22 protein-coding genes and 1 pseudogene are annotated in these 20,138 nt (G+C 45.2%); 13 read left to right on the top strand and 10 right to left on the bottom strand.

What is annotated here, in order from left to right; translation table 11 throughout:
- Positions 1-81: 81 nt before the first annotated feature.
- The 3 genes from Q5691_RS20615 to Q5691_RS20625 all read right to left on the bottom strand — a co-directional run bounded on the left by Q5691_RS20615 (position 82) and on the right by Q5691_RS20625 (position 809).
- Positions 82-306, bottom strand: coding sequence for a response regulator transcription factor (locus Q5691_RS20615; RefSeq protein ID WP_083888111.1), 225 nt, complete (start codon positions 304-306; stop codon positions 82-84).
- A gap of 29 nt (positions 307-335) precedes the next feature.
- Positions 336-503 carry a hypothetical protein gene (locus tag Q5691_RS20620; RefSeq protein ID WP_333215830.1) on the bottom strand — a complete coding sequence of 56 codons (168 nt, stop codon included), beginning with the start codon at positions 501-503 and terminating at the stop codon, positions 336-338.
- Between the two features lie 96 nt (positions 504-599).
- On the bottom strand, positions 600-809 hold the full coding sequence (locus Q5691_RS20625) for a hypothetical protein (RefSeq protein WP_333215828.1): 210 nt from the start codon (positions 807-809) through the stop codon (positions 600-602).
- Between the two features lie 568 nt (positions 810-1,377).
- Between Q5691_RS20625 and Q5691_RS20630 the strand changes: the two genes are divergently transcribed.
- Complete coding sequence (locus Q5691_RS20630) at positions 1,378-2,097, top strand: hypothetical protein (RefSeq protein WP_333215826.1); 720 nt, start codon at positions 1,378-1,380, stop codon at positions 2,095-2,097.
- Positions 2,098-2,789: 692 nt separating this feature from the next.
- On the opposite strand, the gene Q5691_RS20635 is transcribed toward Q5691_RS20630, so the two are convergent.
- From Q5691_RS20635 to recA, 3 genes are all read right to left on the bottom strand, one after another.
- Positions 2,790-3,056, bottom strand: a complete 267-nt coding sequence (locus Q5691_RS20635) for a Txe/YoeB family addiction module toxin (RefSeq protein ID WP_333215822.1) — start codon at positions 3,054-3,056, stop codon at positions 2,790-2,792.
- The gene (locus Q5691_RS20640; protein WP_242720579.1) at positions 3,049-3,303 is read right to left on the bottom strand and encodes a type II toxin-antitoxin system Phd/YefM family antitoxin; all 255 of its coding nucleotides are present in this window, start codon (positions 3,301-3,303) and stop codon (positions 3,049-3,051) included. The genes Q5691_RS20635 and Q5691_RS20640 overlap by 8 nt, the downstream gene beginning before the upstream one ends.
- Positions 3,304-3,564: 261 nt before the next feature.
- On the bottom strand, positions 3,565-4,701 hold the full coding sequence (gene recA, locus Q5691_RS20645) for a recombinase RecA (protein ID WP_333215819.1): 1,137 nt from the start codon (positions 4,699-4,701) through the stop codon (positions 3,565-3,567).
- A 333-nt stretch (positions 4,702-5,034) separates the two neighbouring features.
- Here recA and Q5691_RS20650 point away from each other — a divergent pair, with 333 nt between their 5' ends.
- Together Q5691_RS20650 and Q5691_RS20655 are read left to right on the top strand one after the other, a co-directional pair.
- Complete coding sequence (locus Q5691_RS20650) at positions 5,035-6,651, top strand: glycosyltransferase family 39 protein (protein WP_333346691.1); 1,617 nt, start codon at positions 5,035-5,037, stop codon at positions 6,649-6,651.
- A 357-nt stretch (positions 6,652-7,008) separates the two neighbouring features.
- Positions 7,009-8,544, top strand: coding sequence for a peptide ligase PGM1-related protein (locus Q5691_RS20655; RefSeq protein WP_333346693.1), 1,536 nt, complete (start codon positions 7,009-7,011; stop codon positions 8,542-8,544).
- Positions 8,545-8,730: 186 nt separating this feature from the next.
- Here Q5691_RS20655 and lepB read toward each other — a convergent pair whose 3' ends face one another.
- A complete protein-coding gene (gene lepB / locus Q5691_RS20660; protein ID WP_333063294.1) occupies positions 8,731-9,339 on the bottom strand; it encodes a signal peptidase I in 609 nt (202 codons plus the stop codon).
- Positions 9,340-9,428: 89 nt separating this feature from the next.
- On the opposite strand from lepB, the gene Q5691_RS20665 reads away from it, so the two are divergent.
- From Q5691_RS20665 to Q5691_RS20675, 3 genes are all read left to right on the top strand, one after another.
- On the top strand, positions 9,429-10,751 hold the full coding sequence (locus Q5691_RS20665) for a dihydroorotase (protein WP_333346696.1): 1,323 nt from the start codon (positions 9,429-9,431) through the stop codon (positions 10,749-10,751).
- 61 nt (positions 10,752-10,812) lie between these two features.
- Positions 10,813-11,154: a DUF433 domain-containing protein gene (locus tag Q5691_RS20670; RefSeq protein ID WP_333346699.1), complete on the top strand. Its 342-nt coding sequence runs from the start codon at positions 10,813-10,815 to the stop codon at positions 11,152-11,154.
- 3 nt (positions 11,155-11,157) lie between these two features.
- Positions 11,158-11,487 (top strand): DUF5615 family PIN-like protein, encoded by a 330-nt coding sequence (locus Q5691_RS20675; RefSeq protein WP_333346702.1) that lies wholly within the window; start codon positions 11,158-11,160, stop codon positions 11,485-11,487.
- 149 nt (positions 11,488-11,636) lie between these two features.
- Here Q5691_RS20675 and tsaE read toward each other — a convergent pair whose 3' ends face one another.
- Together tsaE and Q5691_RS20685 are read right to left on the bottom strand one after the other, a co-directional pair.
- Positions 11,637-12,086 carry a tRNA (adenosine(37)-N6)-threonylcarbamoyltransferase complex ATPase subunit type 1 TsaE gene (gene tsaE / locus Q5691_RS20680; protein ID WP_333215807.1) on the bottom strand — a complete coding sequence of 150 codons (450 nt, stop codon included), beginning with the start codon at positions 12,084-12,086 and terminating at the stop codon, positions 11,637-11,639.
- A gap of 122 nt (positions 12,087-12,208) precedes the next feature.
- Positions 12,209-13,609 (bottom strand): gluconeogenesis factor YvcK family protein, encoded by a 1,401-nt coding sequence (locus Q5691_RS20685; RefSeq protein ID WP_333215805.1) that lies wholly within the window; start codon positions 13,607-13,609, stop codon positions 12,209-12,211.
- Positions 13,610-13,773: 164 nt separating this feature from the next.
- On the opposite strand from Q5691_RS20685, the gene Q5691_RS20690 reads away from it, so the two are divergent.
- The 6 genes and pseudogenes from Q5691_RS20690 to Q5691_RS20715 form a co-directional block, all read left to right on the top strand.
- Complete coding sequence (locus Q5691_RS20690; RefSeq protein ID WP_333215804.1) at positions 13,774-14,556, top strand: ATP-binding cassette domain-containing protein; 783 nt, start codon at positions 13,774-13,776, stop codon at positions 14,554-14,556.
- A 72-nt stretch (positions 14,557-14,628) separates the two neighbouring features.
- Entirely contained in the window at positions 14,629-15,003 is a 375-nt protein-coding gene (locus tag Q5691_RS20695; RefSeq protein WP_333107743.1) for a four helix bundle protein, read from the top strand.
- A 118-nt stretch (positions 15,004-15,121) separates the two neighbouring features.
- A complete protein-coding gene (locus Q5691_RS20700; protein WP_333215800.1) occupies positions 15,122-16,600 on the top strand; it encodes an MlaD family protein in 1,479 nt (492 codons plus the stop codon).
- 195 nt (positions 16,601-16,795) lie between these two features.
- The gene (locus Q5691_RS20705) at positions 16,796-17,572 is read left to right on the top strand and encodes a Uma2 family endonuclease (RefSeq protein WP_333215798.1); all 777 of its coding nucleotides are present in this window, start codon (positions 16,796-16,798) and stop codon (positions 17,570-17,572) included.
- A 93-nt stretch (positions 17,573-17,665) separates the two neighbouring features.
- Positions 17,666-18,247, top strand: a complete 582-nt coding sequence (locus Q5691_RS20710) for a Uma2 family endonuclease (protein ID WP_333215797.1) — start codon at positions 17,666-17,668, stop codon at positions 18,245-18,247.
- 395 nt (positions 18,248-18,642) lie between these two features.
- A pseudogene (locus Q5691_RS20715) lies at positions 18,643-19,080 on the top strand (Uma2 family endonuclease); the annotation flags it as partial.
- A 174-nt stretch (positions 19,081-19,254) separates the two neighbouring features.
- On the opposite strand, the gene Q5691_RS20720 reads toward Q5691_RS20715, so the two are convergent.
- Positions 19,255-19,734 (bottom strand): hypothetical protein, encoded by a 480-nt coding sequence (locus Q5691_RS20720; protein WP_333346707.1) that lies wholly within the window; start codon positions 19,732-19,734, stop codon positions 19,255-19,257.
- Between Q5691_RS20720 and Q5691_RS20725 the strand changes: the two genes are divergently transcribed.
- Positions 19,722-20,114 (top strand): tetratricopeptide repeat protein, encoded by a 393-nt coding sequence (locus Q5691_RS20725; RefSeq protein ID WP_333346710.1) that lies wholly within the window; start codon positions 19,722-19,724, stop codon positions 20,112-20,114. The two genes, Q5691_RS20720 and Q5691_RS20725, sit on opposite strands and share 13 nt — an antisense overlap.
- The last annotated feature ends 24 nt before the right edge of the window (positions 20,115-20,138 follow it).

Below are 20,138 nucleotides of genomic sequence, written 5' to 3' on the forward strand. Positions count from 1 at the left end.
TCCCGCCCGTCCTTTTTGGACGGGCGGGACGCCCATCCCACTTTCAAGAGTGGAAGTTATTTAATTCTCATTCCTTATTTATTAGTCCCAGAGCAAATTTTCTTGGATCAGCAGTGCAATCATCGCAGTTCTGGAACAAACACCGAGTTTGATAAAAATCCTCCTCACGTAAGTAGCAACCGTCCAGTGACTGATATTTAAATTTTTGGCAATACATTTGTTGGGCAGGCCTTGGGCTACTAATTGCGCGATCGCTCTTTCCCGCGGACTCAGGCTAATTTCCGGTTTGTAACTTGTGCTTTGCATACTTTTGTAATGAGGTAATGAGTGAAAATCTAATCAATTAAGGGTAGAATTCCGAGTTTTTCTCGAACTTCATATAAAGGAGTTTCCCAATCAGATGCAACGTCCCAATTAATTAACCGAGTGGCTAATTTTCCGTGTTTTAAGCCTTTGATAATTTGCCCGATCGCGCATTTTCCGCTGATCAGTCCAACTAACACTAAAATCGCACAAGAAGGAAGAAATACTTGATCACGAGTAAACGCTTGAAGTATAAATTCATCTTCTGTTGAAGCTGAAAGACCAGTCAGAACCCGTTAAACGTCGTGGTTTCGCTGAAGCCAGTCTCCCGATGCGATCGGCTCAAAGCCTTGTTCGTCTAGAAATCGCGCCACTTCGCACCCTAATGTTCCTGCTGGCAGTTGGCGCAATTTTGCCAAGTCTATTTCAAAGTGTCGATCGCTCTCAATTTGAGGATTAATTGTTTGAGCCATCTTTAATATAACTCCTAATTGACCGTCAGCCATGATTTATTATCCATTCAACAAGGATTTAAGTTTCGAGCAAATTAATTTGTGTTGGTCAAGTTCATTTTTGCGCTGAATCCAGACTACTTTTTTTACCGACTCCGCTTAAAAATCGTACTTTCTGTCAAACCAATCGGCGATCAGGAGCTTTTACATTTCTTTACAAGCATTCTTAGATTGGAAATCTGCTACCTGTAAAAATCGCCCTAGTGTTTGTAATCGCAACTTGACCCACCGGGGAGTACCCGTAAAATCCACAGTATTTAGCGGTGATTGGAACTCCCTTACTTACGTATATAAATTTATTCTGCTGCTAATTATTGGAACCTGCAATGAGTCAGAAGTTGAAGCTTGTAGGCATCGTGATGCAAGTGCATACAAGTGAAGAGAGTGGAAGAGAGCTGAAGCAAGGTGAAGTTATGCAGATTTGATGCCGGGGAGAGTCCGCACGCAGGGTCAGACGAGTGCGCTGTCGCTCAAATGAGTGTCACTCATTTGAGCGACTGGTCAAGTATTTTCACCAACAGCTATAAATAAAGTAGAGATTCATATCATACAAGGTGTTGCTGTGAAAAAACTTTCCATTTTGTTATCCACAGGAGTTGTGTCATTAATTTGGTGCGCTGCTGCTAGCGCTACCACTTATGTTAATCCTAACGGTAAAACTACTTTAAACTTGTCAGAAAAAGGAAACAATCGCAGCGGTTTTTACTTGACCAAAGTAGGCAATCGGGAATTTTTGGGCAATATTCAAATTACCCGTTCCGAAGGAGCAGCAGGCTCTTACTATTACAATGGGACTTTTAAAGACAGTGCGACCGGCCCTGGCCGAAAAATTGTTTGTTCTGGAGATATTGCCATTGTCAGGCGTCAAGTTGGAAGAAGCAGCCAATTGGGAGCCGAAGTTACTTGGAAGGTGAAAGCAGGAGAAAATTGTCCTTCTATTGGCCAGACATTTAAAGTAAATTTAGTCGAAGCTTTACCGCGTCCTAATGCAAGTGGCGACTATACTTCTAGCAATGCTAATACTTGGTCGAGTCCAACAAATGGTTTTGTAACTTGGCCTGCTTGGCGTGTCACCTCGCGAGATGGACAACTCAACTGTCGCAAGACCGCAAACGGAGCAATTCAACAAGTTTACCGCGCGGATAAAGATACAGTTGCTGCTGAACTCAGGGGAGCAAATGCTATTACGATGGCGAACGGTCAACCCTGGTTGCTCACAAGACAAGGCTGTTATGTGCGCGCTAATACTCAATACATTCAGCCAGTTTCTATGCCTGAATAAGTAATCGTAAGTAGGGAGCATCTCAATGAAAGCAGCCAAGCCCAAAATTGGAGTTTTGAGGCCAGAGGCAGAAGGCAGAAGGCAGAAGGAAGGAGCCAGAAGAAGTATTTTTACCAATATGAGAGGCTCCCAGTTACCCTGTCAGAGCCACGCGGCTGACCAAAAGACATGAATCCAGTTTAGAAGGAGTATTTTGAAAACAATTCTGTTGGGATAAGCTGTTGTGGATTTAAATTGTATGTCAAAAAACAATAAAACAATGAGTGGGGTGGGCGTCTCGCCCGCCTCGAATATGCAATTTAAATAAAAAGTCCGCGTTATTTTGTGGCTTCACTACTAAACAATCGATCACTGCATAACAATTGCCATGCACAGGAGTACCCTCTCATCCCTGTTTATCCTGCAAAAGTTACATAGCGTGACAAAAGTTACGCTCGCTCGTTAAATAGAAACTCGCTATCGTCATAAAATTAAAATTAAACTGCTCAAAGAATCGCCGACTTTCCTGTTAAACAAAAACGCCGCACCATAGCTAATTATGTTAAGGAGGATGTCAATCGATTTTAGATTTTAGATTTTAGGTTTTAGATTGACCCCACGGATAAATGCGGGGGCTTGAGGATTTTAGATTTTATATTTTGGATTGATTCCACTGATAAATCACGTGGCGGGTACCATTAAGAAATTCTTGGTCAATCAGAATAGTGGTATCGACAAGAGATAATCGTTAGATACTCGTCATCCACAGCATAAACTAATCGATTCGTATCATCAATTCGCCGCGACCAAAAACCAGCCAGATCCTCCCTCAGTGGTTCGGGCTTTCCGATCCCCTCAAACGGCAATCGGATTGTTGCCTCAATTAGCTTGTTAATTCGTTTTAAGGTTTTCTTATCTTGCCCTTGCCAATATAAATGATCGCCCCAAGCCTCATCCGTCCATGCTAACTTTCTAGTCATCCAACAAATTTCGCTCTACCACTTTCCCCTGCTTAAACTGAGCAATAGAACGCTCCAAATGGGCAGCATTGGCGGGAGATTTGAGTAAATGAACTGTTTCCAGCAAACTATTAAAGAACTCTAGCGACATCACCACCGCATCCTCCGCATCCCGTCTAGTGATGATGGTATAGTCCGTATCTTCCACTACTCTGTCTAAAACAGCCTTGAGGTTATTTCTCGCTTCGCTAAAAGAAACAATATTCATGTACTTGACACTTGTACTACTTACTGTACAAGTATAGCAATCCGCAATATATTCGGCAATCCTGATCTCATATCATGTCCGGTCAATTTACTGGTTCTATGGCTGGAGCCTGGGAACGGATACCTAGAGGAAGAGCCTCGCGAGCGAAAATTAAATTCGAGGCTCTAGGTAGCTGTTGAGTGTTACTTTCGCTCCAGCCTGGTAACGAGTAAACAATCAGTAAACAACCAGTAAACGAGTAATAATTGAGGACTAAAAAACTTAGATTTCTTCGTCCAAACCATCTACATCATCTACATCATCTACATCATCTACATCATCTACCTCATCTACCTCATCTACCTCAACAGGAGCGACAGAATTAGCAGAAACCACAGCACCAGTCTCAAGTTTCTTTTTAACTAGCTCCTCAATTTCATTTTTGAAATCGATGTTTTTCTCCATGTGCTGGATCACTTTGTCTCGTCCTTGAGCTATGTTCTCTCCGTTGTAGCTATACCAAGAACCTTTTTTCAGAATTACTCCCATTTCGTCTGCCAAGTCAGTCAGACAGCCTAAAGTAGAAATGCCTTTGCCAAATACAATGTCAAATTCGGCAATGCGGAAAGGTGGAGCAACTTTATTTTTAGCAACTTTAACTTTCGTGCGGTTGCCGTATTCTTCGGTACCTTTTTTCAAGCTTTGAATGCGGCGAATGTCGAGCCGCACGCTGGCGTAGAATTTGAGTGCGTTACCGCCGGTTGTGGTTTCCGGGTTGCCGTAAGTTATGCCGATTTTCTGCCGCAATTGGTTGAGGAAGATGACGGTACAGCCGGATTTGCCGATATTGCCGGTGATTTTCCGCAAAGCTTGACTCATCAAGCGCGCTTGCAAACCCATGTGGGAGTCGCCCATGTCGCCTTCGATTTCGGCGCGGGGGACGAGGGCGGCTACGGAGTCAATTACTACGATATCGACGGCGACGGAACGGACGAGTTGATCGACTATTTCTAGGGCCATTTCGCCGGTATCCGGCTGGGAAACTAAGAGATTTTCAATATCGACGCCTAAAGCTGAGGCGTAGGTTGGATCGAGGGCGTGTTCGGCATCGACGAAGGCTGCGATACCGCCGGATTTTTGGACTTCGGCGATCGCGTGGAGAGCTAGAGTGGTTTTACCGGAACTTTCCGGGCCGTAAATTTCAATAACTCGACCTTTTGGCAAACCGCCGCCCAAAGCAATGTCTAGTGTCAGGGCTCCGGTGGGAATGGTTTCTACCCTCATGCGAGTGGAGTCTCCCAATCTGACGATCGCCCCTTTGCCAAAGCTGCGCTCGATTTGGGAGAGTACGGAAGTTAGAGCTTTTTGCTTTTCTGAGTTTTCAGTGGAAGTTTTTATAGACGCTTCTTTTTTTGCCATTTGCGGTACGCGGGTAGACCCCTTGCGGAGCTTGTTGATTAACTGTACAACACGTATGTTAGCAGTTATTTTTGGGGTCTGGAGGTTCTGGGAGCATTTGGTTGAAGATTCTTGATGTTGGGGAGGCCTCGGCCACTCGCCAGCTTTCACAAGGCTCTGATCTATAAGGCATGGGGCATGGGGCATGGGGCATGGGGCATACCTCACTACGCTTGAGAACCGCTATAGTGGGTATCGATCGATCGCCCCTTGAGTGAGGTTTAAGATGATCTACAGTTCCAAATTCCGTGAAGCGTAGCTATCCCGGAGGGAATCGCCACAATTAGGACAAGCATGGGATCTACAACACATCAAGACACATCTGTAAATACCAAAAATTCCCGCTGGTTGATTAACTTATTGGCGATCGGCATTTTATTAGGTATCGGATTTCGGTTTTTTGAGATCGATCGCAAACTGTACTGGCACGACGAAGTTTACACATCAATCCGCGCCGCTGGTTTCACCCGCCAAGAAATTGACGACGAACTATTCCAAAACCGGATTTTTCCCGCACCAGAATTGCAAAAATATCAGCGGATTAAACCCGGAAGTACAGAAGCAGACACAATTCGTTCTTTAGCACTAGAAGACCCGCAGCATCCGCCTTTATACTTTCTCATGGCTCGTTGGTGGATGCAGCAGTTTGGCAGTTCTCTAACAGCATCTCGCAGTTTGCCAGCACTATTGAGTTTGCTGTCGCTGCCTTTGATGTACGCTTTAGCTCAGGAACTTTTCGCCTCGAATTTGGCTGCGTTATTAGCAACAGCACTTTTGGCTTTATCTCCCTTTGACATCTTGTTTGCTCAGACCGCAAGGCAGTACAGTTTGCTGACAGCCACAGTTATTGGGAGCAGTTGGCTGCTGCTGAGAGCAGTGCGGTTGCGGGATTGGCAAAATTGGGTATTTTACTCGTTGGCGATCGCCCTTGGTTTCTACACTCACCCTTTCTTCAGTTTAACACTCATTGGACACGGAGTTTTTATAATTTCTTACTGGTTGTTTGTCAAAAAAACAAAATTGCCCGGTCACGTCACTAATTCTCAATTTTTCTTAGCAGTAACAGCAGCTTTAATATTGTATATCCCCTGGATTTACGTGCTGGCGACCAACCTGGGACGAGCATCAGCTACGACAGATTGGACGCGAGTATCTCCGGGTTGGCTGTATCTTGTCAAATTGTGGACACTCAGCTTTACAGCTTTATTTTTTGACTTCGACTTCGGGTTTGATAATATTTGGACTTATCTGCTGAGATTGCCATTTTTGCTGTTATTTGCGGCAGCCCTTTACACAATCTGCCGCCGCACTAGCAGTTCAACTTGGCTGTTTATTGTAACATCAATTTTTGTACCTTTTTTGCTCCTGGCTTTACCGGATCTCATCCTAGGTGGCAAACGTTCGGCAGTCAGCCGTTATCTGATTTCGTGCTTTCCGGGAGTGCAGCTAGCAGTTGCTTACTTGCTCGCCAGTAACGTGAAAACTCAGCAGCGGTTTTGGCAAGTCATTTTAGCCCTGGTTTTTACAGCAAGTATAGCATCCTGTACTGTCAGCGCTTTTTCTGATACTTGGTGGAGCAAAGACTTGAGCTATTTGAATGCTGAAGTTGCGAAAATTATTAACAAAGAGGCGATAGCTAACCGATCGATTAAAGATACAATTGTAATTAGCGATCGCGGCAACGATTTTACGAACATGGGAGATTTGCTATCTCTGAGTTATTTGCTCGACAAAGACGTGCGGCTGATGCTGATGAGCCAGTCGCCAGAAATCGAGATGCTGAACAAATATTCGGCTCCGCTGGTGTTCCGCCCCTCGGAAAAATTGCGATCGGCTCTCAAGCAAAATCAACGCCGCTTAGAGCCAATATTGCAGTATGCCAGACTTTTTCGAGCGAGGCGAGCTTCTTAGAGCAGATTGAGAGAAATAGACGATCGTCCCCACTAGGGTGCGTCAGTGGATTTTAGATTTTAGATTTTAGATTTATTCCACAAATGAATCTGGGAGATTAAACTTTGGTCTAAAATTTTTGGATATTCACGATAGGATTACGTGGCACGGTATCGGTTTTTGGGCGTGGGCAGAAAAAACTGTTTGAGTGGCCTCAAATATTTCGACTAACGCACCTTAAATCACTATTTTGGCATTTTTGTCAATTCTCCCGGTAAGGTGCGTTAGACAAAAAAGTGTGTGACTTGTCTCAAATATTGGGGCTGACACACCCGACACGATCAGCAATAATTATTTGAATACTTAGGATAAAAAGCAATGCAAGAGTTAAATAATTCATCTTCCGAATCCGCGCAGAAGTTTCGCAATCTTCAGACAGAATTACGCGAGCGTTGGCGAGCGATAGAAGAATTCGACAGCGGAGATTGTGACATTATTATCATTCCTTCTGTCAGCTTAGATCAGCAAGAAATGCGGAAAATTGAGGGTGCTTACCACTACGAAGAGCGACATTTATTTTCATTGATTCGCCTGCGAAATCCCCACACGCGCTTAATTTACATTACCTCGGAACCCTTGCACCCGATGATTGTGGATTATTACCTGCAATTGCTGCCGGGAATTCCGTTTTCTCACGCGCGCGATCGGCTTTTGCTGTTCAGTGCTTACGATGCTTCTGCCAAATCCCTCACCCAGAAAATTTTAGAGCGCCCCCGCTTGATGGAGCGCATTCGTCAAGCAGTACGGCCGAAAAAATCTTATATGGTTTGTTATAACTCGACGCCCTTAGAACGCGAGTTATCTGTTCAATTGGGGATTCCTTTGTGGGCCAGCGATCCCGATCTGTTATACTGGGGAACAAAAAGCGGTAGCAGGCAAATTTTCCAAGAATGTGGCGTGCCTTATCCTGACGGTTCCGAGTTGGTTTGGAATGCGGAAGATTTAGCAGAAGCTGCCGCAGGGTTGTGGGAACGGCAGCCACATTTGCAGCGGATCGTAATTAAGTTAAATGAAGGTTTTTCGGGTGAAGGGAATGCAATTTTAGACCTGAAGTCCCTGGCAGGTAAAGCACATACAGAAAGAGCAAAGGCAATTGGCGATCACTTCCATAATTTACGCTTTCAATCCAAAGGCGAAACCTGGGACAATTTTAGCAGTCGCATTCCCGAATTAGGGGCAATTGCCGAAGCATTTATCGAAGGAGAAGAAAAGTTCTCCCCCAGCGTTCAAGGCAGAATTATTCCCAGCGGCGAAGTAGAAATTCTCTCCACTCACGACCAGATTTTAGGAGGCCCTGACGGCCAAATTTTCTTGGGTTGCCGATTTCCGGCGGACGAATCTTATCGGCTGGCGTTGCAAGAATTGGGATGGAAAGTCGGGCAAAACTTAGCTAAAAAAGGCGCTTTAGAAAGATTTGGAGTAGATTTTCTCGCTGTAAAGCAATCCGACGGAAAATGGGATATTCAAGCAATAGAAATTAACTTACGTAAAGGAGGTACAACTCATCCGTTTATGGCTTTGAAGCTGTTAACAAACGGTCGTTACGAGCGTACTACCGGATTATTTTACAGCCAGCAGGGCCGTCCGAAATATTATGTCGCTTCGGACAATTTGAAAAAAGAGCGCTATCGGGGATTATTACCGAACGATTTGATGGATATTATTGCTGACAATCAACTGCACTTTGACAGCGGTACAGAGACGGGCAGTGTGTTTCATTTAATGGGTTGTTTGTCGGAGTTTGGCAAATTGGGAGTGACGAGTATCGGCAATTCGCCGCAACAAGCTGAGGAGATGTATAACAAAGTTGTGAAAGTTCTCGATCGCGAAACGCCAGGTGATTTTAAATTTTAGATTTTAGATTTTAGAATTGATCCAGCCAGTCAGCTTAGATCCCCGGCTTCTTAAAGAAGTCGGGGATCTAATATCCTTAGCGTTTTGTATAGCAAACGATAAGACGATTAGGATGTTCTTAATCACCTAAATCATTGCTATTATTGAATGGGCTTTTTTGCTTCTTCCTTCTTCCTTCCGTTAGAGCTAATTTTTAGCGGGATAAAGGGGCGTGGGGTCGATCGAGCCTGTGCGGTTGAGCGGCCAAAAACGCACAATTGCCCTACCGATGATATTTTGCTTGGGTACAAAGCCCCAATAATGACTGTCACAGCTTGCGTTGCGGTTGTCGCCGAGCACCAAGTAAGAATTTGGAGCTACAACTACAGGCCCGTAGGGATACTGCGGAATTTCTTCAATATATTTTTCCTGTAGCGGCTGCTTGTTAATAAAAACTTTTCCCTCTTTGACTTCCACACTGTCCCCCGGCAGTCCGATCACTCGCTTGATATAGGCATCTTTGATCGGTGGCGGCTGTCCCGTGCACAAACTAGCCGGGTCAGGAGGCATAAATACGATAATATCTCCTCGCTGGGGCTCTTGGAATCGATAGCTTACCTTATCTATAATTAATCGATCGTTAATTTGTAAGGTTGGGAGCATCGAGCCGGTGGGAATGTAGCGTGCTTCGGCAACCAGGGTGCGGATACCAAAGGCTAAAAATGCTGCTAAGCCGATCGTCTTAATTCCTTCGATCCAAGGATTTTCGGTGTCTTGCGGAGGTTTTTCGTCGGCTGACTTGTCTAGACGAGTCATAGGGTATTGTAGTGACTGAGCTGGATACGAATTATAAACTTAATAATGCTTCCATGCTAGCACGCTGTTTACTGAATTAAGGATATCTTATGACTACCCAATCAAGTTTGTTAATCCGTCGCGCTCGCATTCTTTTGCCCAATGGTGAGTTTTTGGTAGGAGATGTACAAATATGCGATCGCAAAATTGTCAAGGTTGCTGCGGAAATTGTCGAATCTGGCGATCGAGAAATAGATGCGAAAGGCTTAACTCTGTTACCCGGAGTAATTGATCCCCAGGTACACTTCCGGGAACCGGGTTTAGAACACAAGGAAGACTTGTTTACGGCTAGCTGTGCTTGCGCTAAAGGCGGCGTGACATCGTTTCTGGAAATGCCGAATACGCGACCTCTGACCACAACCCAAGCTGCCTTAGATGATAAACTAACTCGCGCTGCCGAGAAGTGTTTGGTGAATTACGGCTTTTTTATTGGTGCAACGCCGGAGAATTTGCCGGATTTGTTGAATGCGAATCCGACGCCGGGAATTAAGGTGTTTATGGGTTCGATGCACGGTCAGTTGTTGGTCGATGGAGAAGCAACTTTAGAGCAGATTTTTGCCAAGGGCGATCGACTAATTGCCGTGCACGCAGAAGACCAAGCTAGAATCAACCAGAGGCGTCAGGAATTTGCCGGAATTTCCGATGTCGCGATTCACTCCCAAATTCAAGACAATCAAGCAGCTTTATTAGCAACTCAGCTAGCATTAAAACTTTCTAACAAATATCAGCGGCGTCTGCACATTCTGCACCTTTCCACGGGGGATGAAGCTGAGTTGTTACGCCAGGAAAAACCGACTTGGGTGACAGCAGAAGTTACGCCACAGCATTTGTTGTTAAATACCAGCGCCTATCAAACAATTGGCAGTTTAGCTCAGATGAATCCGCCTTTGCGCGAACCCCGCGATAACGAAATACTTTGGCAAGCTTTACTCGACGGGGTAATTGATTTTATCGCCACCGACCACGCACCGCATACATTAGCAGAAAAAGCTCAAGAATATCCAAATACGCCGTCGGGAATGCCCGGAGTCGAAACTTCTTTGCCTTTGATGCTGACGCAAGCAGTAGAGGGAAGATGTACAGTGGCGCAAGTTGCTAATTGGATGTCTGCGGCAGTTGCTAAGGCTTATAAGATTCCGAACAAAGGGGCGATTGCTCCGGGTTTTGATGCAGATTTAGTCTTAGTTGATTTGGAGAACTACCGCCCGGTGGTCGGCGCAGAGATGGCGAGTAAGTGCGGCTGGAGTTCCTTTGAAGGTTGGAGTTTGACTGGATGGCCAGTTGTGACTGTTGTTGGAGGAAAAATAGTTTTTGAGAATGGTAAATTGGATACAAATGTGAGGGGAGAAGCCTTGACATTTGACGCTGAGTAAGCATGACTTTAACTCAAGTGTTATAATTGGGTATTCCTGCATCGGAAAGGCGATTTTACCCATGCTTCTCCAAGAACTAGAAACACAACTCCTGGCCTTAACTCCGAGTGAGAAAGCTGAAGCCATCCGGCTTTTAACCCAAAGTTTAAACAATAGCTGGCCAGGAATTACCAAAACTCCCGACGTGTGTGGCGGCGATGCTTGCATTGCCAAAACTAGACTTCCCGTTTGGCTGTTCGTGAGTTTGCGCCGTCAAGGTTCAAGTGATGCTGAACTTCTACAATTTTATCCCCAGTTGAATGCTGCAAACTTAGTAAATGTCTGGACTTATGCTGAGGCTAACTCCGAAGAAATTGAAACAGCACTCGGAGAAGAAGCAGCAGCAATGATGCAGGAAGTATAATTTATGGCACGTCTCTATGCAGATGAACAGTTCCCGTTTCCTGTTGTCGCTTTGCTGCGAAATTTAGGTCACGATGCCCTGACTATTCAAGAGGCAGGAAATGCCGGAGATGATGACCCCGAAGTATTAGCCTTTGCTGTGAATAATGATCGGGCGGTTATGACGCAAAATCGTCGGCATTTCATTCGCTTGCACACTCAACAACCAAATCATGCTGGTATTATCGTATGTACAGATAAAAATCTAGAAAGGTTGGCAACACCCATCAATGATGCTATTGCTGGTGAAGAAACTTTGAGAGGTAAATTGATTCGTGTCAACCGTCCGCATTAAGTTCGCGCTGAGATGTTACACCATTCTCTCTTAACAGGCAAGATGCCTGTTCCACAAAGAGTGAATTTTCTTCTTGTGGAACAGGCATCTTGCCTGTTGAGAAAAGGCTGAGTGAGAATGGTGCAACATCTAAATGAAATCGCCTTTTCTCACTTTTCCCATTGCCAATCCAATAACTCGCCATTACCAATTACTTCAATTTGCCGCCCGTTATCTAGATAAGTCAAATAAATTTGCCAATAATTTTCTGGTTTGTACTGCAATCTTTCCGCCCATTCGATCGCCACAATTCCCAAATCCATTTCTAACCCGTCCCAATAACTTTCTAAGTGCAAAGCCTCCACTTCTTCGGGTTCTAGTCGATATAAATCTAGATGATACAGCGGTACTCGCCCTTCAAAATACTCGTTAATCAGCGTAAAAGTAGGACTTTCGATCGACTCTGAGATTCCTAAACCTTCAGCGATACCTTGAACCAAGGTAGTTTTACCAGCACCTAAATCTCCTTGTAATAAGATTAGAGTGCCGGCGGGGAGCGATCGACCTAACACAACACCAAACTTGCGCGTAGCTTCAGAATCGGGAAGCAAAGTTTTCATTTCAATAATTAGTCATTAGTCATTAGTCATTAGTCATTAGTTACTCGCTTGGGGCTGCTAATAATCAATAACATTAGTCTGCACAGTCAACAGTCAACAGTCAACAGTCAGCAGTCAGCAGCTTAAATGTTTTGCGCGCGGCCGTACCAACGCAGCAACATCCCCGCCAACCTTTGCGAATTGTGGCGAATTAAACCCGTATTTTTATCTTCATCCATCACATTTGCGATGACAATTCGCCGCCCCAATTGCGTTACGGCTTCTCGATCGAGCACAACCGGATAAGAATCCTCCTGAGAATAGCGGATCAAAGCCTTTGCAGAAGGGACTTTGCCTTGAACTACTACAGCATCGAACAGCGGCCGGCCGCAAGCGCGGTCGATCGCCCGAATGTGGTCTGCAACACTGTATCCGTCAGTTTCCCCCGGCTGAGTCATAATATTGCACACATAAATGCGCGGAACTTCGCTGTTGGCGATCGCATCAGCAATTTCCGGCACCAACAAGTTCGGAATGACACTCGTATAAAGACTCCCCGGCCCAATAATAATAAAATCCGCTTCCCGAAGACATTCCACAGCCCTAGGTAATGCCGGAGGATTAGCAGGATTACAGCCTATTTTGAGGATTTGCCCGTTTGCTTTTGTAATGCTGGACTCCCCCTCAATCCTGCGGCCGTCAGCGAGTTCTGCCCACAAAGAAACGTCGCTCAGAGTAGCCGGCAGCACTTCTCCCCTCACTGCTAAAACTTTAGAACTCGCGGCGATCGCCTGTTCCAAATCTCCAGCAATATCGCTCATCGCCGTCAAAAACAAATTCCCAAAACTGTGACCCACCAAACCGTCACCAGCCCGGAAACGATATTGAAATAACTCAGTCAATAACTTTTCCTCATCTGCCAAAGCAGCCAAACAATTGCGAATGTCTCCCGGCGGCAATACCCCAATTTCCCGCCGCAGCCGCCCGGAAGACCCGCCATCATCCGCCACCGTGACAATAGCAGTGATTTTAGCACTGTAATCCTTCAATCCCCTGAGCAAATTGGAAAGGCCCGTACCGCCCCCAATTGCCACAATTTTCGGGCCGCGGTGCAAGCGGCGGTGGTTGAGGAGTCGATCGACCAATTCCTCATTCCCTTCGGGCATCAGCACTTGAGTAATAGAGTTCAAACTGCGAGTTTGTCCCCACAGAATTAACAAAATCCCGCCAGCAATGATGATCGGGCCCGACACGTAATTGGGAATAACTTCCGCAATCCACGCCAAAAAATTTCTCAATAATTGCAATAAGAAGAAAATGGGAGTCATCCCAGTCCAAATCGCTAAACCCAAAGTGGCAAGTACCACGCCGCTGGCACTAATCAGCAGCCACCGTTTCACTAGCAGTCCGGGGGCTAACCACTTAAACCACTGGTGAACTCGCCCGTTCCGCAAAGAAGGGGGGTAAGGATTTCTGGATTGGGCAAAAACCTGCTTGGCTTTAGCCAAGACGCGGAGGGCTTTAGGAAGTGAACTAATTGACATGGTTAATTAGTCTTAAGGGTATTGGAACAGCTCGAGCTGACAAATTTACAATACAAGAGAGTTTTGATTCTGGCAGTCAATTTAAGTAATTAGTGATTAGTTATAAGTCATGAGTCATTAGGTAGACTGAGGACTGAGGACTGACAACTTATTGATAACATCCTATGGCTGAGCCACTAATCGAACTCAAGGGGGTAAGTAAGTCCTTCGGTCAGAACCCGATCCTCGATCGAGTCGATCTGAGGATTTATCGGGGAGAAGCCCTGGCAATTATTGGCCCTTCCGGGACGGGGAAATCTACGATTCTGCGGATAATTGCGGGTTTGTTGGCCCCGGATGCCGGTGAGGTTTTTGTTCAGGGACAGCGCAGGGTCGGATGGGTGGACGACGTGGCAGATCCGATCGGAATTGGGATGGTGTTTCAGCAAGCGGCTTTGTTTGATTCGCTGACGGTGGAGGAGAATGTCGGTTTTTTACTTTACCAGCATTCTAAGCTCCCGCGCCGCCGCATTCGGGAATTGGTACAGGAAAAGTTGGAGATGGTGGGTTTGCCGCGAATTGGCGAACGCTATCCGGCGCAGTTGTCTGGGGGAATGAGGAAGCGGGTAAGTTTTGCCCGCGCTATCATGGCGAATCCTGATAATGACAGGGATAATCCAGAGGTTTTACTGTACGACGAACCGACGGCGGGTTTAGATCCGATCGCTTCGACGGTAATTGAAGATTTAATCCGCGACTTGCAGGCAGCCCAAGGTGTTTGCAGCACTTATGCGATCGTCACTCACCAAGACAGTACCATCCGCCGCACTGCCGATCGCATCGTATTTCTCTATCGAGGCAAAGTGCAGTGGGAGGGAACTGTCAATGACATTGCATCGACAGATAATTTACTTATCCGACAATTTTTTAGTGGCAGTGTTACTGGGCCAATTCAAGCGCTGGGATAGTCAATTGTCAGTTGTCAGTTGGCCGTTGTCAGTTGGCCGTGGTCAATGGTTTGTCTTGTTGGGAGATAGTATATGTCACAAACAAACTTTCAGAAGTTAGATGTTTATAAATTAGCTGAAAAATTAGCTGATGAAATTTGGAATATTGTTATCAAATGGGACGCACTAGCAAAAGATACGGTCGGCAAGCAAATTATTCGATCTGCTGATAGTATTGGTGCTAATATTGCTGAAGGAGATGGTCGAGGTAGCTATCAGGATCATCGGCGATTTATCAAGATTGCCAGAGGTTCTTTATATGAAACAAAGCACTGGTTGAGACGGGCTTATACTAGGCAACTACTAACAAGTACGCAAGTAGAAACACTCAAGCCAATTATTGACGAACTGTCGCCAAGGCTAAACGCCTATCTAAAATCTATAGGCAACACATCAGACAAAAATTAACAACTGCCAACTATCAACTGCCAACTGCCAACTGCTAACTATCAACTGCCAACTGCCAACTGCCAACTATCAACTGCCAACTGCCAACTGCCAACTGCCAACTGACTAAAGAGGTAATATGCAATCGCGAACTGTAAGAGAAGGTTCTGTCGGGTTCTTAATTTTAGTAGGAATCGGTTTATTTGGCGGCTTAGTGCTCTGGCTGCGGGGCGTGCAAATAGGGAACCGCAGCTACAAATTCGCCGTAGAATTTGGCAGCGCCCAAGGAATGCAAATAGGCACGCCCATCAGGTATCGTGGGGTTGCAGTCGGTAAAATTACCGCCCTCCAACCGGGTTCCAACGGCGTAGACGTGACGCTGGAGATTGCCCCCGGAACTTTAGTGATTCCCAGGGATGTTACGATCGAAGCGAATAAATCGGGTTTAATTGGCGAATCGTCGATCGACATTACCCCCAACTCGATTTTGCCAGAATCATTACTTACCGCCAATCCCGCTAGTGCCGACTGTCCCCCAGAGATTATCTGCCAAAATTCGCGCTTAAAAGGTCAAGCTGGTGTCACTATCGACGAACTAATTAAATCCACAGTCCGCCTAGCTAATTTCTACACTGACCCCGCCCTGTTTAACAATATTAAATCTCTTGCAGAAAATACAGCCAACACAGCTAAAGGTGCAGCTAAACTCACTCAAGATTTATCGAATTTAACTCAAACTGCCCAAGCGGAAATAAAAACTTTAAATCAATCTGTAAGGGGAGACATTGGGAGTTTAAATCAATCTGTCAAAACTGAAATAGCAAGTTTAAATCAATCATTAAAGGGGGAAGCAAGCAGTTTGAATCAATCATTAAAGGGAGAAGCAAGCACCTTAAATCAATCGCTCAAGACGGAAATATCAGCAGCCGCCGCTGATGTTTCTAAAGTAGCAGCTACGGCGGATACTTCCACAAAAGCCGTATCTGCATCTGTAATAAGTTCGGCTAATTCAGTAAGTCAAGCAGCCAATCAAGTTACCTTAACAGCCAACCAACTCAATTCTTTAGTAACAACCAACCGCGCCAGTTTAGTCTCAACTCTGAATAACATCAATCAAAGCAGCCAGGAACTGCGGGTAGCTGTCAGTAGTTTGAGTCCGACAATTAATCGCATCAACCAAGGACAATTGCTGAACAATTTAGAAGTTTTATCAGCGAATGCTGCCCAAGCTTCTAGTAATTTGCGAGATTTATCCAGCCAGGTAAACAATCCCGCCACTTTGCTATTATTGCAGCAAACTCTAGATTCTGCACGAGCTACATTTCAGAACGTGCAAAAAATTACTTCCGACGTGGATGATTTGACGGGAGATCCCGCTTTTCGCAACAACATTCGCAGGTTATTCAACGGATTGGGAGGCTTATTGGGTTCGACAGAACAACTGCGACAGCAAGTTAAAGTGACTCAAACATTAGCTCCTCTTTCTGAGAAAGTAAATGCGAGTAAAACTGCCAGAAGTTTATCAGTAGAGCCTGTATTTCCTCGCTTGCAAAAACAGCCCAAGTTGCCTGTTATACCTTCTCAAACTGGAACGTCAGCAGAAGCAGTCGCTCCCTAAAATACCCCTTAAAACAGGCTATAATTGAATAACCGCAATTATTGCAAGGTTGGCGAGTTGCTTTAGTTAGTAAGGTGCGCCTTTCGCACCCCGGTTACAGCTAGTTAATAAGGTGGAAATTTCGCACCCTGGCATTAAAATTATTGTCCAAATCCTATTAATAAAAAACTCTTTCACTCAAAACAAGGAAAACCAATGACGCAAACATTATCGAAATCGGTCGAAACCAAAACCCAGTATACTGTAACTTGGGAAAAATTGCCAGATGACTTTAAATTGCCAGACGATCCCGTGGAAAATATCGATCAACCACTTTTAGCGGCAGCCCTGCGAGAAGCCTTGGATCTCGCAGGATTTATCCTAGCTTCAATGCTGATAGCTTCCAATTTTGGACTGTGTGCCAAAGTTAACGACAAAACAGTAGTAAAAGCACCCGATTGGGTGTACGTTCCCTCGGTATTGCCAGCAGAACCAGGAGAAGTTCGCCGCAGTTATACGCGCAATGCTGAGGGAGAAGTACCTGCTGTAGTGATGGAATTTTTATCGGATACTGACGGCAGTGAATATTCAAATAAACCGACATATCCTTACGGAAAATGGCGGTTTTATGAGCGAATTTTGCAAGTACCGATTTATGTAATTTTTGAACCTAAATCGGGAGTATTGGAAGTGTACAGACTCTCGACTGCTGGAGAATACGAACTGCAAGAACCGGATGCTAATCAGCGATTCTGGATAGAGTCAATGGGTTTATTTCTGGGGGTTTGGGAAGGTGAAAAATCTCAGAGAACGGGTTATTGGTTGCGCTGGTGGGATGAGAATGGCAATTTGCTGCTGTGGGGTGCCGAACGGGTGGAAGAGGAACGCCAGCGCGCCGAAGAGGAACGCCATAGGGCCGAAGAGGAACGCCAGAGGGCCGATCGACTAACGGCATACTTGAGAAGTCAGGGTATCGATCCTGATGGCATTTGAAGGTGTGGGAGGTCGATCGAACAAAAGTTAATAAAATTGAGAAAACAGTTGCGATCTCAAAAGCTTAATCTAAAAAAAGGATAAGGAGAAAATATGACACAAACAGCAGTCAAAAACTCTGTCACCGATAGTTGCCTGACTCTAAGAGGAGTGAGTTGGTCGCAATTTGAATCGCTAGAAGCCGCTTTTGAGTCTGTCGGCGGTATCAAATTTGCTTACTTAGATGGAATTTTAGAAATTATGACAGTTAGCCCCGAACATGAAGAGACAAAGGGTACTATCAGGGCTTTATTAGAAGCATACCTGAGAGAGAAGGGGATCCGGTTTTATATCAAGGGCGGGCCGACTTTGGGTAGTAAAGAACTGGGGGCGAGAAAGGAGCCTGATGAATCGTATAATTTGCAGACTAAAAAGGCAATTCCCGATTTGGCGATCGAAGTTGTATTCACCAGCGGTGGCATCGATAAACTTCAACTATACAAGCGGTTGGGCATACCTGAAGTTTGGTTTTGGGAAGATGGAGTGCTGAGTATCTATTATTTGAGGGAGGAGTACGAAAAAGTCGATCGCAGTGAGTTGTTACCGGAGTTAGACATTGCTTTGTTAGTGAGATATGTAACTTACTTCGATCAATATGATGCTGTTACTGAATTTATCAAGGCTTTGCGGGAATAAGATGAATTTAAAAGTGCGATCGATGGGGATTTGTCGTCAAAAATAGATAATAAGCTGTCGCGCATTTAAATTCTATATTCTGGGCGGGCTAGAAGCCCAACCCCTACTCCCCACAAGAGTTTGATTGTTTTTTGACATATAATTTAAATGCAGAACAGCTTACCAGAACCCCGACTTCTTGAACAAGGCGAGGCTCTCAAGCACGAGATAGTTTTACATTTAATTAAATTAACCTACTTATACCAATTCACTATGAAGATACACTAAATGAGGCTGATGTCTTTCTGGTTGGAACTATATCCTTAGCGTTATATTAAATGCAGCTTCATAGTGAATTGGTATTAGTTGCCGAAAACAAGTTTATAATAGATATACAACTCACAGGAAGCACGACCATGACAGCAGTCGTTCCCACCCTCAAAACTTCTGAAATCGTATACCCTAGCGCTGATGGAGAACCACTGGCAGAAACTTACGACCATCTTTACGCAATTTTAACCACTTTAGAAGTCTTAAAACAATACCTCGCCGACCGTCGAGCTACTGTTTTAGCAAACCAATTTTTATACTACGCTCAAGGTTTCCCAAAAGTCCGTGTAGCACCAGACGTGATGGTGATTTTTGATGTAGAACCTGGTGGCAGAGATAATTACAAAATCTGGGAAGAAGGGCAAGTGCCGAAAGTGATTATTGAAATTACATCACCTGGTACAAAGTCGGAAGATCAAAATAATAAAAAAGACTTGTACGAAAGGTTAGAAGTTCAGGAATACTGGGTGTTTGACCCCAGAGGTGAATGGATTCCCGAACAATTGCGGGGGTATCGACTGGGAGTAGAGGGGCAGGGCTGTTTCATTCTCTTGTAGGGGCAATCCCCCCGTGGTTGCCCCGATATCTGAAACCCCGACCCGCTCGTCTATGGGCTGGGCGGGCACGGGGGCACCGCCCCTACAAAACCCGGGTTTTTCTGAGAATGAAACAGCCCTGAGTAGAGGGGTATCAATTAATTAGAGAGAATCGCAGCGAAGTATTGCAACTGCGGTTAGAAATATAGGGAAAACTGCTTGGGTTTTATCTGGAAGATAATGGAGAGAAATTATTGATTCCCGATGAATTGGCTTCAGCTTTAAAAGCGGAACGGCAACGTGCTGAAGCGGAAAGTCAACGTGCTGAAGCGGAAAGTCAACGGGCTGCTGAACTCGAATCTTTGCTAGCGCGGTATCGAGAGCAGTTTGGACAATTGCCACAAGATAATGGCTAAAGAAATAAAAGTGCGATCGCGCTTCACCGATCTCGATCGCCCGCGTGTTATTGTTACCTAAATGTCGTTGACAAATCTGAGATTTTGTGTAGCGCCTAGAAGTGGTTTCAAATTTTAAATGGCGAAGGGCGATCGTTTTGCGATCGAACTTGGGCATTCTAGAGATAGGTGCGAGTGCGAGTACCGGGAAAACAGCGACACCAAAAGTTAGCAATGGAAAGTACACAGAAAAAATCTAGTGATAGTCGGGTTCATCGGAGCGATCGAACTAAGCAGATTTTTGCGTTAGTATCAATGGTTTCGTTTGGTGGTTCGGCGATTTTTGGTATTTTCAGTCTGTTCAGCAGCGGTTTGAGCAGCCAGCACCAACAAAAGCCGACGCCTGTGGCTGTTTCCCAGGAGTCTTTGCTAGCGGCGCAGGAACGGGGATATGAGACGGTTTTGCAGCGAGAACCGCAGAATCAGACGGCTCTGGAGGGGTTGGCAAATGTGCGGTTGCAGATGAATAATAAGGTGGGGGCGATCGAGCCTTTGGAGAAGTTGGTCAAGCTAAATCCCGATCGGGCGGATTATAAGGTATTGTTGGGGCAGGTGAAGGGGAAGTAGTAGGCGATCGGTCAATTTTGTTAG

This window comes from Microcoleus sp. w1-18aA5 (assembly GCF_036701705.1).
Classification (GTDB): Bacteria; Cyanobacteriota; Cyanobacteriia; order Cyanobacteriales; family Microcoleaceae; genus Microcoleus.

Excerpts from the sequence above, each read along its gene's own strand:
- Q5691_RS20615 (WP_083888111.1), bottom strand. The coding sequence starts at position 306 with ATGCAAAGCACAAGTTACAAACCGGAAATTAGCCTGAGTCCGCGGGAA.
- Q5691_RS20625 (WP_333215828.1), bottom strand. The coding sequence starts at position 809 with ATGGCTGACGGTCAATTAGGAGTTATATTAAAGATGGCTCAAACAATT.
- Q5691_RS20635 (WP_333215822.1), bottom strand. The coding sequence starts at position 3,056 with ATGACTAGAAAGTTAGCATGGACGGATGAGGCTTGGGGCGATCATTTA.
- Q5691_RS20640 (WP_242720579.1), bottom strand. The coding sequence starts at position 3,303 with ATGAATATTGTTTCTTTTAGCGAAGCGAGAAATAACCTCAAGGCTGTT.
- recA (WP_333215819.1), bottom strand. The coding sequence starts at position 4,701 with ATGGCAAAAAAAGAAGCGTCTATAAAAACTTCCACTGAAAACTCAGAA.
- Q5691_RS20650 (WP_333346691.1), top strand. The coding sequence starts at position 5,035 with ATGGGATCTACAACACATCAAGACACATCTGTAAATACCAAAAATTCC.
- Q5691_RS20655 (WP_333346693.1), top strand. The coding sequence starts at position 7,009 with ATGCAAGAGTTAAATAATTCATCTTCCGAATCCGCGCAGAAGTTTCGC.
- lepB (WP_333063294.1), bottom strand. The coding sequence starts at position 9,339 with ATGACTCGTCTAGACAAGTCAGCCGACGAAAAACCTCCGCAAGACACC.
- Q5691_RS20665 (WP_333346696.1), top strand. The coding sequence starts at position 9,429 with ATGACTACCCAATCAAGTTTGTTAATCCGTCGCGCTCGCATTCTTTTG.
- Q5691_RS20670 (WP_333346699.1), top strand. The coding sequence starts at position 10,813 with ATGCTTCTCCAAGAACTAGAAACACAACTCCTGGCCTTAACTCCGAGT.
- Q5691_RS20675 (WP_333346702.1), top strand. The coding sequence starts at position 11,158 with ATGGCACGTCTCTATGCAGATGAACAGTTCCCGTTTCCTGTTGTCGCT.
- tsaE (WP_333215807.1), bottom strand. The coding sequence starts at position 12,086 with ATGAAAACTTTGCTTCCCGATTCTGAAGCTACGCGCAAGTTTGGTGTT.
- Q5691_RS20685 (WP_333215805.1), bottom strand. The coding sequence starts at position 13,609 with ATGTCAATTAGTTCACTTCCTAAAGCCCTCCGCGTCTTGGCTAAAGCC.
- Q5691_RS20690 (WP_333215804.1), top strand. The coding sequence starts at position 13,774 with ATGGCTGAGCCACTAATCGAACTCAAGGGGGTAAGTAAGTCCTTCGGT.
- Q5691_RS20695 (WP_333107743.1), top strand. The coding sequence starts at position 14,629 with ATGTCACAAACAAACTTTCAGAAGTTAGATGTTTATAAATTAGCTGAA.
- Q5691_RS20700 (WP_333215800.1), top strand. The coding sequence starts at position 15,122 with ATGCAATCGCGAACTGTAAGAGAAGGTTCTGTCGGGTTCTTAATTTTA.
- Q5691_RS20705 (WP_333215798.1), top strand. The coding sequence starts at position 16,796 with ATGACGCAAACATTATCGAAATCGGTCGAAACCAAAACCCAGTATACT.
- Q5691_RS20710 (WP_333215797.1), top strand. The coding sequence starts at position 17,666 with ATGACACAAACAGCAGTCAAAAACTCTGTCACCGATAGTTGCCTGACT.
- Q5691_RS20725 (WP_333346710.1), top strand. The coding sequence starts at position 19,722 with ATGGAAAGTACACAGAAAAAATCTAGTGATAGTCGGGTTCATCGGAGC.